The sequence below is a fragment of the Streptomyces sp. PTL18 genome, assembly GCF_059510295.1.
The window spans coordinates 24,583-41,720 of record NZ_JCAJZO010000025.1; the positions used below are offsets into that span (position 1 = coordinate 24,583).

Consider the following 17,138-nt stretch of genomic DNA (forward strand, 5'->3'; position numbering starts at 1 on the left):
CATGCGCCGACGGCCGATCAGCCGCCACCTCAGATCCCGCTTCATCGCCCGCTCCCTTCTCAGGCCGACGCGTTCCGGGCGCGGTTGCGGGCGGCGCGCCGCTTCATCGCCCGCCGCTCGTCCTCGCTCAGCCCGCCCCAGACCCCGGAGTCCTGACCGGAGTCCAGCGCCCACTGCAGGCACTGCTCGATCACGGGGCACCGACGGCAGGCCGCCTTCGCTTCCTCGATCTGCAACAGCGCCGGACCTGTGTTCCCGATCGGGAAGAACAGTTCCGGGTCCTCCTCGCGGCACACCGCGTTGTGAAGCCAGCTCATGACGGACCTCCTCATACGGACGAACCAGGGACCTGAACGCGTATGAGGCCGACGGACTCTTCACGCCAACCGCACACGCAGCACAGCCAGAAGCCATCACGGCTTCCGAAGAACTTCTGGACCACACGCACCGCGCGCTCCCTGCCGCCGCCGGCTACACCCGCGCACAATCCACGAGGCAGGCCAGCGACGCCCAGGCAACCCACAGGGCTGCAACGAAGTTGGGAAACTCGGCACAGCCGCAGCCATGCCGCCTGCCAGCTCTCGCCCTGGCCAGCGCACCATCGTCACGCTCTGGTGAAGCGGGCGGCCGCACCGGTGGTCTCGTAGAGCCGGTACGTACGGCATGCCGCCAGACGTTGGTCACCCGGTCGCCGTCCGGGGGCGGTCTATCTCATCCCGCCACACGCATTGGGACCCCTGCTGGCTTTCTCCACCCATCCAAGCTGCCGCCAAAACGAACATAAGGCGCACAGCCCAGGTGGACGGTCCATCCCCCACGCCCAGCCGAAGCCGAGCGACATGCCACTGCGTAGGGGGGAGAGCACCCGCTCCGGCGGTTCGACCCGCCGCCCAAAGGCCTTGGTTCGCCTACCGATGCCGATCTGCTCTCGCGTCAGTCCCGCGCGATCGCTGTGGAGTTGAGAAGTTACGCGGCCTTCCCCGATCCACCCGCCGCAGCGGGCCTCACGAGGGGCCTTGATCCATCCGGGACCGGACCTAGCCGGCCGCTTGTCGGCGGTGTTTACGCCGAGGTGAGGGCCCTTCTGGGCCCGGTGTCGTGCGTGGCGGCGAGGAAGCCGAGTGACTTGAGCGATCAGCTCCGCCTGCAACCATGCATACAAGGTACGACCATGTATGTATAGTCTGTCAAGGAGGTGAGACAAGAAATGGCTGCTGACGTGGTGGTTCTGCTGGTTCCCCTTACGGTGTTGTGCTCCACTAGGGGGGCCATGTACAACCATGCATATACGGGAGGCCCCTCAGTGGCTGGTGAGGTCGGACAGCCGGAGTACCGCAGGGTCATGAACGCCCTGCGCAGAGGCATTGCCGACGAGAAGCTGAAGGTGGGGATGCCGATTCCCTCCACCGATAAGCTCATCGAGGAGCACGGCGTCTCGAAGACAGTGGTTCGCCGTGCAGTCGATGAGCTCAAGGCTGAGGGACTCCTCGAAGGTCGCCCCGGCAAGGGCGTCTATGTGAGGGCACGCCCCACGGACCTCCAGCTCGAGCATCAGTCAGTCCAAGAGCTGGCTCAGGGACTCGAAGAAGTTCAGGCTCAGATTCGCGCGCTGCAGAGCGCTGACGTCGAAATCCTCAAGAAGGTCAACGAGGAACTTCGGAAGCTGCGTGGCATCGTCGCCGTGCTTCAGGCCCAACTCATCGATCTCTACGCGAGAGTTGGTCAGCCTTACCCGCGGGACGCTGCCCCGCTGAAGACCGAGGATGATCAGGACGCACCCGAGGCGAGTCACGCCTTCGGAGCCTGACCGCAGTACGGGATCATACGGAGGCGACAAGTGGGGCAGGAAGCAACCGTCCTACACCTGGGGAGCAGGGCGAACTATCGGCCTGACCTCGGGCAACTAGCTCGTAGCCAGCTGGCCACCGCCCGCAGCCTCAAGGGGCTGTCGCGTGGTGAATTCGCGGATCTGCTTTCGACCATGACGGGGTGGCCCGTTAGCGAAGAGTCGATCAAAGCCTGGGAAACGAACGCGACGCCGCCTGGCGATGTCGTGGTCGCGGCCGAGTTGATCGTTCGCCAGGCCGGCACCGGGGTAGGAGAGGGGCAGCCGAGAGACGCCCTCACTGAGATCGTCGGAAACCAGTTCGCGGACGTCACGGGCGTCTACCCCAGCCGTTCTGAGTTCCAGGCGAAAGTCTCCGTTGCAGACCTCTTCGATGATGCACGCGAGATCCGCGCCTGCGGTCTGTCTCTCAACATGCTGTGCCAGACCTACGCCGACACCCGGCTCCTCGAGATCATCGAAGGTGGGGCTACGCTCCACTGCCTCTTCCTCAAGCCGTACGGTCAGTTCATCAAGCAGCGGGAGCAAGAAGAGGGCTACCCAGTGGGACAGTTGTCCGCGCTCACGGCCCTCAACCTCAGCATCATGAAGCGCGTCGCCGACAGGCTCTCGGTCGAGGCCGCGCCTCGGCTGAGGTACTCCGTTTACGACGAGCCGCTGCGCTTCAACATCTTCCTAGTCGATGGGCAGCTTTGTGTGGCGCAGCCCTACTTGTCCCAGACCCGAGGCGTCGACTCCCCGACCTTCCTCGTCAGGAAGCGTCCATCTACAGGAGGCCTCTTCAGGACCTTCGAGCAGGTCTTCAACGCGCTCTGGGAAAGGAACTGGAATAGCGCATGACTGAACTCAGTGACCTGCTCAGCGTTGCAGCGGCGGCCGTTGACGAGGCAGCCGGCCTCGTCAAGGCCATGGCAATCAAGGCCGTAGACGCCAAAGGCGACCGGGACATGGTCACAAACATCGACCTTGCCGTCGAAGACAGCGTTCGGAGCTTCCTCGACAGGGAAACACCTGAGATCGGGTTCTACGGTGAGGAGGGCGGTGCCACCGGCACCCAAGGCCGTCCGCTGACATGGGTCCTTGACCCAGTCGACGGCACCGCAAACCTGACACACGGCATCAAGCTCTGCGGGGTATCGCTGGGGCTCGTTCAGGGGAAAGATGCCGTCGCGGGTGTAATCGACCTGCCCTTCCTCGACGAGCGTTACTCCGCGGCCCATGGACTCGGTGCGGTATCTCAAGGTCAGCAGCTCCATGTCCGGACATCAGGCCGCCTCGATCAGGCAATTGTCGGCATTGGCGACTACGCAGTGGGCCTCAACGCGGAGAAGAAGAACCGGCAGCGCTTCGCACTCACTCAGCTACTCGCCCAAGAAGTCCTGCGGATTCGGATGCTGGGGTCTGCTGCGATCGACCTCTGCTGGGCCGCCTCCGGTCGCCTCGACGCGTGTATTGCTCTCAGCAACCACCCTTGGGACATGGCGGCTGGCGTCGTCATTGCCCGAGAGGCAGGCGCAGTCGTGATGGACCTGGATGGCAGCGACCACAACCTGGCATCCACCGCGACTATCGCGGTGGCTCCCTCACTCCGGGAGCCTCTCATCAGCGTGCTGGCAAGACTCGGGTCCAGTCCTTCGAACGCAACCCCCGGTTTCGGCGATGCGGGCTAGCACAGACGCGCGCGAGAGCCTTCACCCCCCAGTTCCGGTGCAGAGGAGCCGCGGGATCACTGGCGTTGACCCTGACCTGAACCTGACCGAATCGGTTGGGGTACAGGTTCGGCACACCACTATTCGTGCAGCCACCCGCAGCCCCCGGAAGGTTGGCTTGGGGGCTGCGGACGCGTGTTTCAACGTCCATAATCCGCTGCTGAATTCAGCATTCCGTCCGCCTTTCGCCCCAGTAGGGTTGCGTCGGAAGTGCCCGATCCCTACAAACTCCGCGCGACGGCCTTCTGGCTGGACCGGCGCGGCGGCCTTCCGTGGCCGACCTGGGCCCCGCCCCACTTGGGCCCAGACCACAGTGTCCTCAGGGATGTCCTCGGGAGAGATGCCTCTCCCAGGGGAGAGGAGTGAGATGCGGTAGCCACCAGGGCGGCGCCGGCTTCGCCGGGCTTCGAGCCGCCCCCGGTCATTGACGGTGTTGGCGCACCGTCTCCGACCATCACGTCACCGCTCGGCTGGAACCCGAGCGAAGGCCTCACGAGGCCAGCAGGAGTGCTGACTCGCGGGGCGAGTTGATCCCTACAGGATCCGAAGCCCGAGCGGGGCTTCGTGTTGCCTGCAGAACGGAAGCTGAGGCACAACCCATGGTGCAGCATCGTGCTGCCAGTTACCAGCCCAGGCATGCCCTGTTCGCCGAGAATGTGATTGCTTTCTCGCCAACATGCGACTGGGTGTCACAAGTTGCGAATTGCAATAGTCCCCATAGTCCCGATTTTTGTATCTATAGCCCTTGTGGGCGAGGGCGGCTGACTGAACCGGGATCTGGCCATGCCACGCCACCGTGCCGGCGCAGCCCGGCTCCTGAGTGGGGGGCCGGATGAGCTCCCTCTTTTCCCTGCCGCCACAGCGCGGTAAGGACCCACAGGACGCTGCCAATCCAGCTACCCCGGCGACTAGCCAGTTGTACGTTCCCGACACGGATCAGTGGCTCTCCACCACGTGCTCCAGAGTCACGCGCGACGGGTACAGCTGGCTTCAAGCCGTCCACTGGGTGGCTGGAGCGGGGGTGTACGTACCCCGGCGCTCGCATGGCCCGCGCGAGTTCGGTGCGACGACCGTGCGGGTAGCTCAGGTGCTCGCCGGACTCACTCCCTGCCGCCCTGGGGTTCCGTACCTCGCGCGGAAGTTGGAGCTGTCCGAGCGGACGATCGAATACCAGCTGTCCATGCTGCGCGAGGCCGGACTGCTGGCCTACGTGTCCAAGGGCGGCCGCGTCGCGGGCGAGGGGAAGCAGGCTTCGGAGTTTGTCCGCGTTATCCCGCCGGTCTTCGACGAAGCGTTGGGCATTCGGACGCTTGGGGTTGGGCCGGGACGTCGGCTCGTTGGCATGGCGGACGAGGGCCGTCCAGTGATCGCGCGGCTCGCTAGGGCAGCAGCCCGGAGAGTCCTGCGTAGGCGACGTGGAGCATCGAAGTCGAGGGGCGCCAGGCGGAGTTCAAGAACTGATCGTTGCACCCCAATGGGGGGTGGTCCCTCAGGCTCTGTATCTGCGGGTACTACCTCTCTCCCCCCTGAGAACGGCCTCGTCGGCGGGAAGCGCGAGACAGCCCCGGTTGAAGGAAAGGTTGCTCCTCGTGGGCTGAACCGCGTCGGTCGTAGATACCGGTTGGCTGCGGAACTGGTTCGCCAGGTGCCGTGGTTGCGGCGTGCCTCGGTGCCGAGGATCGCTTGGGTCATCCGTGATGTCGCCGACGCGGGGTGGTCGTGTGACGAGGTGCTGGCCTGGCTCCACATCCGCGGCGCAGCCGATCACGTTCGGCGTCCCTCTGGGCTGCTCGCGACCCTGCTGGCTACGGCCTTGGAAGCGCTCGACACCGAGGCCAAGCGGCGGGCCGCGGTGGAGCAGTGGCGCGACTCCCGCCGGGCTGCGCGGGAGCGGCGGGTGGAGTGGGAGGGTCCGTGGAGGGCGCCGTCCAGCCGTGCCCTGTCGAAGCAGGTCAGCGCTGCTGCCGACCGAGTTCGGGCCGGTTTGGCCGCGCCTGCTCTGACAGAGATCAGTGCAGGTCAGGAGCCGGACGTTGTGTCGCTTTCGAAGCAGGAGGTCCTGGACCTGCGGGCAGCGGCCGCGAAGGACCACGGGCTCGTCTTTCGCTGGCTCGACTTCGCTGGAGAACTCACCACGCGCCGAGTTTTCACCAGCCGCTTCGTTGACGATGTCCTGCGACTTCGGGCCGCGGGCCATCTCGTCCTTCGTGGAGGTGCCCGATGACCAGCAACACTCGGACGGCCGCCGAACTGGAGCTGTCGGGAGTCGATCTCGCCAGGGTCGCCCTGCGTGCAGCACAGGAGAACGCCCGGCGTCGGGGAACTGAGCAGAGTGCACGGAAGCCGAAGCGCCGTGGGCGTCTGGTGCCGCGAGACGGCCGCGACCCCATAGGCCTCGGACAGGCCATCGTGGGCTTGATCGCCGACCGCGCATGGGAGACACCTGCGGCCGGCGGTTCCGTACTCGACCAGTGGCCCGCCATCGCGGGCGACCTTGCTCAGCACGTCGCCGCTGTGAGTTTCGACGGCGAAACTGGGCGCCTCGATCTCCAGCCCGAATCTCCGGCCTACGCCACCCACCTGAAGTTCGAAGCCAACCGGCTCATCAGCAAGGCCAACGAGACCGTGCGAGCGGGCACCGTGAAGACCATCCGAATCCTGCGTCCTGGAACGGTCGGACGGACCTTAACCCGCCCAGGCCAGGATGCCGATGGGGTGCCGGAGTACCGGGCGCCCTCAGCACCGTCGGTCCCAAGCGAGTCTCGCCGTGAACCACCAGCTGGCTACCTTGAAGCCGTCAAAGCGGCCCGCGCTCATCGGGCGCCACTGCAACAGGCTCCGATGGAGCTTGCTGCCATTACCGAACGCCAGTCCCGTGACTCCCGAACGCGAGGACGAGTACAGGGGCCTGAGGCCGACATCGGGCCGATGCTCCAGCACGAGACGACAGAGCAGACCAGACAGCGTGCGCTGCGACGCCTGGCGTTGGAGCGACAGGCAGACCGTGCGGGGAGGCGCAAAGTCGGACCAGAGACTGATCAGCCACTGGGCCAGTAACAAAGCAGAGATGGCGACGCAGTCTGTTTATGCAGCGCCGGGGAGCGACATCCGTACCCTCCGGACCACTGACTTGAGCATCGCCCGAGGCACTGAAGCAATCCGCCGCAGGCTCTTGCGTCACACCGTCCATCTGAAGGAATTTCAGTCACGGCCGACACCGAGTGGCTGGCCTACCGCCACCGCGGCGGGTCGGCTTCCATCACCCCGCCCTTGCTGGTCAGCCAGGCGACTGTCGCCTGTCCTTGGAGGCGGCCGTCAGTATCGACCTGCTCCTCCAAGGAGTCCTCCAAGGGGGTGACACTGGAGGGCTTGCGGCAGGATGAGATCGAGGCGTTCGGGACTGCCGATCCGCTCAAACTCAAGAAGTTGTTCGGGATCTGGGAGCAGCGGCCATGTGATAGGTGACCGCAGCCTACCCGCAACGAACAGCCGAATTGCCCCGGTAGGACGTCTCGTCACCTGGTTCCTGGCTGTGGATCAGTGGTCGAACTGTTCAGGTCGTGGAAGAGCTCTCCCACGTCGACCCCCAGCGCGTCGGCCAAGGCGAACACTTTGTCCAGCGACACGTTGCGTCGGCCACCCTCAACACCTACATAGAAGACGCGGTTCATGCCGGCCGCCTCCGCAAGTTGCGCCTGAGACAACCGCGCGCGCACGCGTAGGTCCTTCAGGCGCCGCCCGAACGCCTGCCGACGCGCCAGAAGAGCAGGATCGGCAGTGTCCTCAGGCGCTTTCGGCATGAGCGAACCGTATCCGAACCGAGCCCTGTTGCCTATAAGCTACATCGCGTGTAGCTTATAGGCAACATATTGTTGAGAGTGCCCCAACCCCACCGCCAGCTGCATTCTGACCTTGGGAGTACCGCTGTGACCGACAATCTGCCAGCTGCGCGCCAGGCCGGGCTTGCCCAGGACCCAGCGGCTGAGATTGCCCAGCTCACTGCGGAACTGGGCGAGTTAGCGGCCGAAGCGCAGCGATTGACCGCGGCGACGGAGCCCGAGCCCGAGCCAGGTGCCGCGCTTGTTCCGGCTGCTGGCCAACAGGCAATCGAGGCCAAGGCCAGCATGGTCCGGCAGCTCGCCCGCCTGAAGCGCCTGCAAGGCGACATCGGCAGGCGCAAGGCACGGCTTCGGGAGTTGATGGAAGCCCAGATGCAGGCGGCCTACCGGGCACTGGAACCCCTGCGGGCCCAGGCCGCGCGCATGGAGGAAGGCATCTCGGCGATCACCCTCTACCTCGGCATCGAGGAGGGCATCGAGACGCTTCGGGAAGGCGAGCCGGCTGCGGCGAACACGCCCGTGGTGTTGCGGCAGATGGTCCTCAGCGCGGATCAGGAGTGCATGGTGGCCGCCGAGAGTGGCGGCTTGGACGTCGAAGGCCTGGATGACTTCTTCGCCTGGCTTCTGGCCGACGACACGAACCTGGACCAGGTCCTGCCAGAGCCCAAGGGCATCGTGGCGCTGGTGCCGAGCCGCACCGAGCGCCGTTATGCGGGGGACCCTTGGTTCAACGCCGCGATGAAGGAAGCGAACACCGCGACGTTCTTCCTGGTCCGCAACGGCGAACGTCTCTTTGCGGTCTTCAACGAACTCAGGCTCGAACGACGGCTGTTCCCAGCTGCGGACGAGTTCGCCAACCTCTTCCGCGACCACTGGGGGCGCCCGCTTGAGCCGGGCAGCCTTCAGTGGAAGAAGGCTGAGGAGAAGGCCGACGCAACCCGTCGTCAGTATATGAAGGTGGGGTTGCTACTACAGGGGCTCGCCGACCGCACAACGATCCTGCACCCGCATCCTGAGCAGGGTCTGAACCTGCTCGACCAGGACGCCATCGACGCGGGCCGGGTGGTCCTCATTCCGGACGCAGAGGACTCCTATGCGCTCGGCGACGGAGGCGAGCGGTTCGTCGATTGGCAGAAGCGGGTCAATGCCCAATTGCGGCCGGGCATGCGGGTCATCGTGGCCAGCAGGAGCGAAGCCTTCCGTCAACTGGCGTACGGCCGCGACGACTACCAGCGCGGCCATTCCCGTCTCCACCCCGCGACGGCCGACGCCCCCAGCCCCGGCACGATCTACACGATCGAGCAGCGCCGTCCGGACGGAGGGCTGGTGATCCGCTACGAGCGCACGGACGAGATATGGACCGACAGAGGGCTCCGTCCCGCGAGGGTTCGCGCCTCCTGCACCGTGCGCGCCGAGGACCCCTTCCTCCTTGCCTACGACGCTGCCGATCCTGACCTGCTGCGCACCTTCCTGCGTAACCGGGTCGACCGGGAGCACTACCTGGACATGGTGCCGGTGATCAACACCGCAGTCACGGCCAAGGAACAGGAGAGGTCCGCCGAGGCCCCCTTCCGGCAGATGGTGATCGGCATGCTGATGCAGCAATCCGGCGTCAGCTTGGCGGAAGCCGAAGAGGCCGTCGTCGGCCTGGTTGACTGGTGGAAGTTCGCCAACCGGTTTCACCGTCCGCTGACCGGCCGCGGAGCAGAGGCTGACGCCAAAGCCGCCCGGGATGTCCTGGCCGAGTTCCGGCGCCGGCAGCGCACCGAACACAACCGCGCCACCAAAGAGGTCGTGGAAGCGCTGGCGGCCGAACACCCGGATGCACTGCTGATCGCTCAGACTCATGCCGGTCACCTGGTTGTGCTCACGCCGCATGAGAACGGTCCGTTCGTCGCCGAGCACAGCTTCAACCTGCGTGGACAGCCGCGCGGCAGCCGGGAGTGGGTGCTGCCTGGGGCGCGGCCGAACCGATGGACAGCCCATCGCAGCACATCCGATTGGGAGAGCTGGGACCGTGGCGCCACCCTTGCCGAGCACCTGGCCGGTCCGGAGCAGGAGGTCCTCGCTGATGAGGTCATCCGGCTCGCCCGCACGGAGTTCCCCGACCGGGACGTCGCTGCTGTGACGCTGCAGGACAAGCACGCCGTGATCGCATGGACGGTCAACTCCTGGGGCGAGGCGGACGAGGATCATCCGGCTACCGGCAAGGCAGAAACGGTCACGCTTGAGGGGTACGGCTTCTTTTGGCACCGGGACCGTCGCAAGAAGGCAGTCGCGGGACGGCGCGCCTCGTTCGGCCAGCGCAACTGGGATCGGTTGGGAGGCCGACCCCCCTGGGAGGCTTCATGGGGTCAGGTGGTCGACGTCCTGAGGCTGGACGCAGACCTCGTCCGGCGAGCCGAAGCCGCCCACGCGCGCTACCAGGCCGTGGCGCGGCGCCGCGAGGAGATCCGGGCCGCCGCCCGAGCCGCCTACCGTGCGGCGGAGTCCACCTGGAACGAGCGCCAGGAGCAGGAGGCCTACAGCGCCTTCCTGACCCAATACGAGGAGCCGAGCCTGTGGGAGGGCCACCGCAAAACAATCAAGCTATCTCCGATGCCCGAGCCTCCCGATCAGACCCGGGGTACATCCAGGCTGCTCGGCACCTCCTGGTTCACTGCCCTCACCGCTCTCATCGAGGCGGGTGAAGACGTGGCCGACTACACCCTGGGCCAAGCACTCGAGACCCAGGGCGTCTCCGACATTCCGGCAGCCCTGTTCACCCTGCCGCTGCGCCGCCCTGCCTGACAGCGGAGAGCAGGGGCGACCCAGGCGCGAGGCCCTACTTGGGGACTCGCTTACGGACGCCTGTGCGCGCTTCCGATCGGTCACGGACCTCTCGGAGACGTCGGCACGTGGCCGCTGCCCTAACGGTGGCCTGTATGACTGGAGCATCGGCAGAACTGCACGCAGACGAACCGACCGGGCAGCGGCCACCGTTCGTGCATCGCCCGGAGGCCGCTGCTGACCGAGCGGACGCCAGGAGAGGGTGACTTCTGCCATTCTCCATGACAGGGCAAGGCGTGGCCTGCCTGCCGTGCGCTAGGCACCTACGCCTTCCGACCCGCGCTCCCCTGAAGCGGATGGTCGCGTTGCCACGAATCCACTGTCCCGGTGCCTACAACGGCGAGTGCAATCCCTCGAAGGGATCGAACCCGAGCTGCCCGATGACCCGCTGGCGGGTAGCCTCCTTGGGCCGCCACTGTTGGCTGGCCGGGTAGATGAGGTTCAGCCCAGCCGCCGGAGGCACGAGCAGATAGTCGGCCCTCGGACACCCGGTGAGGTGCGGGCATTCCTCCAGGACCCGGTTGCAGAACGCGCATAGAAGCCCCCGCACCCGCCCCGTCTGGTGGTCGTGGTCAACCATCGCCCCGGGGTACAGGCCGCACAGGTGACAGTCGGCGCCGAGCGCGCCGACCAGCGCGGCACGCAGGCGCCGGATGGACGCCGTACGGGCCGGACGCGGCGGCCACAGGTGCCTCAGCTCATACGAGCCGCCCTGGCAGCGGTCCGGCCGGTCGACAGTGCCCGGATCCACGCCCGGGCCGGTCGCCCGAACCGACCACTCGACGACGCGGGAGCCCCAGACCACCGTGCCGGCAGCTGCCTCGTCCAGGCGGCCGCCCCTCCATTCCTGCGGCCCGTGCTCCCGCTCAATCCACCCGCAGTGCTGACGATGGATCCAAGCGCCGGCGGCCTCCGCGTCCCCGCACAGCATCCGACCCGCCCGTTCGAGATGGAACCGGCCGTCATCACCGGATACCGCGAGGGTCCGGCCAGGCGGCCCCAGCGGGGGAGACGGCAGACGACAGGGCCGCTTCTCGGCATCGCGGACCAGGTCTTCAACGAACGCGACCCCCTGAGGGGCCCAGCGCCACAGCAGCTGTGCGCGTCTGTACGGGGGCAGTTCGTCCAGGCTGGCCATGGGAGGATCCTGGCCTACGACACTGACACTCGGGCCGGTACCGGCACGCTGCCGCAGCAGAACGTGACGGGGTTTACGGAGGGCACGCCGCTCGATGGGGTGGGGGTAGTTGCATTCCGGGCCGCTCCGTGTTTTCCACCGCTACGCTCGGTGAGCGCGGGGCGCGGCCCTTGTGGCCCGCGGTGAAGGAGCAGGGGAGGCGGCAGTCCGTGGGATCCGTTCCGGCAGCCATGACGATGTCCGGCGGTAGTCCGGCCGCGCTGACGGCGGCGCGGATGGCCTCACTGGCCGAGTGCGCCGCGGTGTTCATCCCGTCGGATCCTCCGAGAGAAGGGCGTGTGGCGTTCTGGTGCGGGGACGCAGCGGCTCCGCCAGGGGCTGGGGATTCTCTGAGCGTGGTGCGCCCCCACGGCACCTCGGTACGCCGGCGGGAGGTTCCCGCCACCGTGATGCCGGTGGCCGAGGCGCTGGTGGTTCTCACCCAGGCGCGCCGGATGCCGGGCGCGGATCCGGCTGCCGCGTTCTGGGGCGCGGCCACCGTGCTTACTCTGCAGTTGTTGGCCCGGGGCCGGCTGCTGCCCGGTGTGAGCCCCGCAGGGTTCGACGCGTGGCGGATCGGCCCCTACGACGCAGATGACATGCAGCGGGTCAAGGAGTTGGCGGCCGCGATGCCACCCGAGGCCCGGGCGGTGCCCGCCCAGGGCGCACCGGCGTTGGAGCTTCCGGCGGCCGAGCCGCTGCTGCGGGGTTTTCTGGACGCGGTGGCCGATGTCCTGGCCCGCACTCCGGCGGGCGCGCTGGCCGCGGGAGGTGAGGCCTGGACCGTGGCCGCCCCGCAGAAGGTGCCGCACCAGCGTGAGTGGGCGGCTGGTGTCGCGGCAGGCATCGACGCGGGGACCGCGGTCTCCCTGCGGATCGAACTGCCCGGCCCGGGCGAGGGGAGCTGCCCCTGGGATGGTGGGGACGACGGCGCGCAGGACGAGGTGCGGGCGGTCGTCCAGCTGCACCACCTTGCCGAGGCCGTGGTCGCCGACGCCCGCGTAGTCTGGGCCGGCCAGTTGGACGCGGCCGCGCTGTTCAGTCCCTCGGACCGCGCGGAGGCGCTCCTGGCCCTGGGGCGGGCCGCCCACGCCTGGCCGCCGCTGGCGCGTCTCCTTGAGATGCGTGTACCTGCCGAACTCTCCCTGTCTGATGCGGAGGTGTCCGACCTTCTCGGCGACGGCGCCGCCGCTCTGGCGGCAGCGGGCGTTCAGGTCCACTGGCCCAAGGAACTGGCCCGTCAGTTGCTGGCCCGCGCCGTCGTCGAACCGGCCGAAAAGACGGCATCCGACCTGCCGTCCCTGCTGTCGGCCGACGCCCTGCTCTCCTTCCGCTGGCAGATCACCCTCGGCGGCCGGGAACTCGACCCGGCCGAGCTGGAACGCCTCGCCGAGGCCAAACGGCCCCTGGTACGGCTGCGCGACCAGTGGGTGCTCATCGACCCCGCCGTCCTGGCCCGCGCCCAGGACCGCAAGGCCCGCGACCTCACCCCCGTTCAGGCGCTGGGCACCGTCTTGGCCGGGAGCGCGGACATCGGCGGCGAACGGGTGGAGGTCACCGCGGGAGGCTGGCTGGCGGAGCTGAAGGAGCGCCTCGCCGACCCCGAGGCAGCTGCCCGCCGGAGGCCGGTGCCGCAGCCCGCCGCTCTGGACGCCACCTTGCGCGACTACCAGCTGCGGGGCCTGACCTGGCTGCACCAGATGACCTCGCTCGGCCTCGGGGGCTGCCTCGCCGACGACATGGGACTCGGCAAGACGATCACCCTCATCGCCCTGCATCTGCACCGCATGCAGGACCCGGCGACCGCCGGGCCGACCCTGGTGGTCTGCCCGACCTCGCTGATGGGCAACTGGGTCCGAGAGATCGAACGGTTCGCGCCCGGCACCCCCGTCCGCCGCTACCACGGCACCAAGCGCAGCCTGGCCGACGTCGGCGAGGGCTTCGTGCTGACCACGTACGCCACCATGCGCCTGCGCGCGACAGAACTCGCAGAACCCTTCTGGGGGCTGGTCGTGGCGGACGAGGCGCAGCATGTGAAGAACCCGTTCTCGGCGACCGCGAAGGCCCTGCGCACCCTGCGGACCCGGGCCAGGGTCGCGCTCACCGGCACTCCCGTGGAGAACAACCTCTCCGAACTGTGGGCCTTGCTCGACTGGACCACGCCCGGGCTGCTGGGCCCCTTGAAGGTGTTCCGTGACCAGTACGCCCGCGGCGCCGAGAGCGGCCAGGATCCCGAAGCGGCCGGCCGCCTGGCCGCGCTGGTCGCCCCGTTCCTGCTGCGCCGCAAGAAGTCCGATCCGGGGATCGCGCCCGAACTGCCGGCCAAGACCGAGACCGACCACCCGGTCACCCTCACCAAGGAGCAGGTGGCCCTGTACGAGGCGGTGGTCCGCGAGACGATGGCCGCGATCCGCGAGAGCGACGGCATCGCCCGCCGGGGCCTGGTCCTCAAACTCCTGGCCGCGCTGAAGCAGATCTCCAACCACCCCGCACAGTTCCGGAAGGAAGAGCCCTCCGGGGCGAAGATTGCCGGCCGGTCCGGGAAGCTGGAACTCCTCGACGAACTGCTGGACACCATCCTCGCCGAGGAAGGCTCCGTCCTGGTCTTCAGCCAGTACGTGACCATGGGCCACCTCATCCTGGACCACCTGTCCCGCCGCGGCATCCGGGCCCAGTTCCTGAACGGCGCCACCCCCGTGGCCCGCCGCGAGGAGATGGTGCGCGCCTTCCAGGCCGGTGAGGTCCCGGTGTTCCTGCTCTCCGTCAAGGCCGCCGGTACCGGCCTGAACCTCACCCGGGCCGGCCACGTCATCCACTACGACCGCTGGTGGAACCCCGCCGTCGAAGAACAGGCCACCGACCGTGCCTACCGCATCGGCCAGACCCAGCCCGTCCAGGTCCACCGCCTGATCGCCGAAGGCACCGTTGAGGACCGCATCGCCGAACTCCTCGAAACCAAGAGGGCCCTGGCGGACGCGGTACTGGGCGGCGGGGAGAGCGCGTTCACGGAACTGAGCGACGCCGAACTGGCCGAATTCGTCCAACTGAAGCAGGCACGCCGATGACCCCCACAGCCCCCGACGACCGGCGACGGGATTTTCCGCCTCTGCCCACCGCCCGCGGCCGCCGCTCCTTCGCCGAAAGCTGGTGGGGCAACGCCTGGGTCGAAGCTCTCGAAGGCCCGACCCGCTCCGCGACCGGGCGCCTCGCCCGCGGCCGGACCTACGCCCGCGCCGGTAACGTCGGCCCCATCACCGTCACCCCCGGCCGCGCCACCGCCCACGTGCAAGGCAGCCAACCCCGCCCCTACCGCACTTCCATGGACATCCCCACCCTCGCCCCGGGCGCCTGGGACGTCCTCCTCGACACGGCCGCCGCCCAGGCCGGCCACCTCGCTGCCCTCCTCGACCGCGACATGCCCAGCACCCTCGCCGAAACCGCAGCCCAAGCCGGAGTACGCCTCCTGCCTCAGCCCCACGAACTGACCCCCAGATGCTCGTGCCCCGACTGGGGCGACCCGTGCAAGCACGCCGCCGCCCTCTACTACCAGGTGGCCCGCCTCCTCGACCGCGACCCCTTCGTTCTGCTCCTCCTGCGCGGACGCGGCGAGAGCGAACTCATGGCGGACCTCCACCGGCGCAATGCTGCCCACACCACGGCTCCGGCACCGCCGGGCGTACCCGCCCGGAAGGTGTTCGCGGCCGCCCGCGCCGGGCTCCCGCCGTTGCCCGCGCCACCACCACCCGTCGATGACCCCGGCCCGGTACCCGAACTGACCTCCGGGGTCGCCCCCGCACCCGGGCTCGACCCGGTCGCCCTGCGGTTCCTGGCCGCCGACACCGCCACCCGCGCCCGCCAGATGCTGAACCAGGCCCTCGCACCCTCCCCAGCACACCCGCAGGACCTCACCCCCACCACCCTCAGCACCGACGACGACCTCGTACGCCTCGCCGCCGCCACACCCCCCGCCGAGATCTTCACCCGGCTGTGCTGGAGCGCGCACCGCACCCCCGCCTCCCTCACCCGGGCCGCCCGCGCCTGGCAGTACGGCGGGGCCGCGGCCATGGAGATCCTCGACACGGCATGGGAGCCGGACCCGGCCTACCTGCGTGCTGTGCGCGAGGAGATCAAGCAGGCCTGGAGTGCATCACAGGCCCTGGCGATACGCATCACAGGGAACTGGCTCACAGTGAGCGGGCACGACGCCCAACTGCGCCTGGGCACCGGCGGCCACCTTTGGTACCCCTACCGCAAGAAGTACGGCACGTGGTGGCCGGCCGGGTTCCCCGACCGGGACGTCACGATTGTGCTGAGCGACCTGCTCGAACCGAGGGCTGAGTAGCTGGTGCACCACGGGCCGGGCACATCCAGATCACAGCCGCGTGCGGCGCCCGCCGGCACCGTGCTCGGCGCCGCGACCAGCACGGCCACCGTCGTCGTGGGACGGGCCAGACTCCGCGCAGCAGCCGCGCTGCTGCCGCTGCGTCTGGAACCGGGACACCCCTGTCGATCAGTGAGCCCGCTCTGCGGGCCGCCCACAAGGAAAGGTGACCGCCTGGCGGGAAGGACGCAACCCGAACGGACAAGACTCGGTTCGGGCTGACGCTCGGCGCCTAGGTTGTGGGCATGCCTCGCATCGCCAGTTCGCCGTTTCCTCCAGACCTTCCCGACAGTTTGAAGCTCTGCTACCGCGAGCCCCCGGCGGATCCCCGCCCGGATGCATCGGCCTGTTCGTGGTGCCGCCACGACGCGTCTTCCACGCGCATACCGTTCCTGGATCAGGACGCCGACGCTCCGGCAGCCGACCTGTGTGACACCTGCCTGCTCCTGGTCGGCTTCGAGGATGCGTCGCGGTACCTCGACGGCGGCGCCTTCTGGGTGTCCTGGCCGATCGTCACCGGCCTGGTTACCGAACCGCATCACGAGTCCGGCTGCGCGTTCTGCGGGCGTGCAGCCACCGAACCGCGCGCATGGTGGCCTGACCCCTACGTGCAGGACCGCACCAGCGTCCTGCTGAGGCTCTGCGACATCTGCCCGGGGCTCCTCGAACTCGCAGACGCCCCCGACCGGGAGCGGTTGTGGAGGCGAAGGCTGCGCACCGCCTGCCGCGTCGGCATGCAGGACCGCCTGGGCCAGGAGGCCGATCTGCCCGAGTTGCCCCAACCTGAGCGGAAGGCGAAACCGAAGACAAAGCGCCCCACACCGCTGACCGACGCACACCGGGAAATGCTCGAGACGATCCGCCAGCGGGGGGCCATGGACTCCCATGCCTTCTCCCGGGACGACCAGCACCGCGTCCCGCGGCGTGCCCTCTCATGGTGGAGCAGACGCATTGCCCACCTCTTCGAACACCAGCTCGTCACCACCGTCACGAACCCGCCGGGCACCCACGCGATCAACACGGTCCGCATACTTGAGGAGGACGAGCGCGAGCTGGAGGACCAGGTCTACACATGGCATGTACCGGGGCCCGTGTGGGACGGGGAGCGCGTGCTCGAGCCGTCGCCGCCTGACGGCTGGCCGGAGCTGCACGCCCGCCTCATGCGGCTACGGGCTGAGCGCGACAAACGGGCCCTGGAACTGCGTGCCGCGTCCAGAGAGACTCGCGAGGAGGCATGAGTTAGCCCGACCAGCATGCCTGAAGCCCATGGATCACCCGAGATAACTGCCACTCCATCGGCCCCCGGCGTCCCGGGATGGAGACCGATGGCATGACTGGCCTAGCCTTGCCCCAGGCG

At 68.2% G+C, this 17,138-nt stretch carries 12 protein-coding genes; 9 read left to right on the top strand and 3 right to left on the bottom strand.

The features are described from left to right. Window positions 1–59 precede the first annotated feature (59 nt). Entirely contained in the window at window positions 60–317 is a 258-nt protein-coding gene (locus AC5WS8_RS32095) for a WhiB family transcriptional regulator (protein ID WP_366902804.1), read from the bottom strand. Window positions 318–1,207: 890 nt separating this feature from the next. On the opposite strand from AC5WS8_RS32095, the gene AC5WS8_RS32100 reads away from it, so the two are divergent. The 5 genes from AC5WS8_RS32100 to AC5WS8_RS32120 all read left to right on the top strand — a co-directional run bounded on the left by AC5WS8_RS32100 (window position 1,208) and on the right by AC5WS8_RS32120 (window position 6,612). Further along, window positions 1,208–1,807: a winged helix-turn-helix domain-containing protein gene (locus AC5WS8_RS32100; RefSeq protein ID WP_366902805.1), complete on the top strand. Its 600-nt coding sequence runs from the start codon at window positions 1,208–1,210 to the stop codon at window positions 1,805–1,807. A 30-nt stretch (window positions 1,808–1,837) separates the two neighbouring features. After that, a complete protein-coding gene (locus AC5WS8_RS32105) occupies window positions 1,838–2,686 on the top strand; it encodes a DUF5919 domain-containing protein (RefSeq protein ID WP_496107028.1) in 849 nt (282 codons plus the stop codon). Further along, entirely contained in the window at window positions 2,683–3,516 is an 834-nt protein-coding gene (locus AC5WS8_RS32110; protein ID WP_496107029.1) for an inositol monophosphatase family protein, read from the top strand. Before AC5WS8_RS32105 ends, AC5WS8_RS32110 begins: the two co-directional genes overlap by 4 nt. A gap of 1,660 nt (window positions 3,517–5,176) precedes the next feature. Further along, window positions 5,177–5,779 carry a hypothetical protein gene (locus AC5WS8_RS32115; protein ID WP_496107030.1) on the top strand — a complete coding sequence of 201 codons (603 nt, stop codon included), beginning with the start codon at window positions 5,177–5,179 and terminating at the stop codon, window positions 5,777–5,779. Next, the gene (locus AC5WS8_RS32120) at window positions 5,776–6,612 is read left to right on the top strand and encodes a DciA family protein (protein WP_496107031.1); all 837 of its coding nucleotides are present in this window, start codon (window positions 5,776–5,778) and stop codon (window positions 6,610–6,612) included. Before AC5WS8_RS32115 ends, AC5WS8_RS32120 begins: the two co-directional genes overlap by 4 nt. A gap of 458 nt (window positions 6,613–7,070) precedes the next feature. Here AC5WS8_RS32120 and AC5WS8_RS32125 read toward each other — a convergent pair whose 3' ends face one another. Beyond that, on the bottom strand, window positions 7,071–7,355 hold the full coding sequence (locus AC5WS8_RS32125) for a helix-turn-helix domain-containing protein (RefSeq protein WP_496107032.1): 285 nt from the start codon (window positions 7,353–7,355) through the stop codon (window positions 7,071–7,073). Between the two features lie 126 nt (window positions 7,356–7,481). On the opposite strand from AC5WS8_RS32125, the gene AC5WS8_RS32130 reads away from it, so the two are divergent. Beyond that, window positions 7,482–10,184: a hypothetical protein gene (locus AC5WS8_RS32130; RefSeq protein ID WP_496107033.1), complete on the top strand. Its 2,703-nt coding sequence runs from the start codon at window positions 7,482–7,484 to the stop codon at window positions 10,182–10,184. 370 nt (window positions 10,185–10,554) lie between these two features. On the opposite strand, the gene AC5WS8_RS32135 is transcribed toward AC5WS8_RS32130, so the two are convergent. Then, window positions 10,555–11,361 carry an endonuclease domain-containing protein gene (locus AC5WS8_RS32135; RefSeq protein WP_496107034.1) on the bottom strand — a complete coding sequence of 269 codons (807 nt, stop codon included), beginning with the start codon at window positions 11,359–11,361 and terminating at the stop codon, window positions 10,555–10,557. A gap of 230 nt (window positions 11,362–11,591) precedes the next feature. Here AC5WS8_RS32135 and AC5WS8_RS32140 point away from each other — a divergent pair, with 230 nt between their 5' ends. The 3 genes from AC5WS8_RS32140 to AC5WS8_RS32150 all read left to right on the top strand — a co-directional run bounded on the left by AC5WS8_RS32140 (window position 11,592) and on the right by AC5WS8_RS32150 (window position 17,019). Further along, entirely contained in the window at window positions 11,592–14,465 is a 2,874-nt protein-coding gene (locus tag AC5WS8_RS32140) for an SCO1167/SCO6262 family helicase (protein ID WP_496107073.1), read from the top strand. Continuing rightward, window positions 14,462–15,742 (top strand): SWIM zinc finger family protein, encoded by a 1,281-nt coding sequence (locus AC5WS8_RS32145; protein WP_496107035.1) that lies wholly within the window; start codon window positions 14,462–14,464, stop codon window positions 15,740–15,742. Before AC5WS8_RS32140 ends, AC5WS8_RS32145 begins: the two co-directional genes overlap by 4 nt. 284 nt (window positions 15,743–16,026) lie before the next feature. Beyond that, window positions 16,027–17,019, top strand: coding sequence for a hypothetical protein (locus tag AC5WS8_RS32150; RefSeq protein ID WP_496107036.1), 993 nt, complete (start codon window positions 16,027–16,029; stop codon window positions 17,017–17,019). Window positions 17,020–17,138 lie beyond the last annotated feature (119 nt).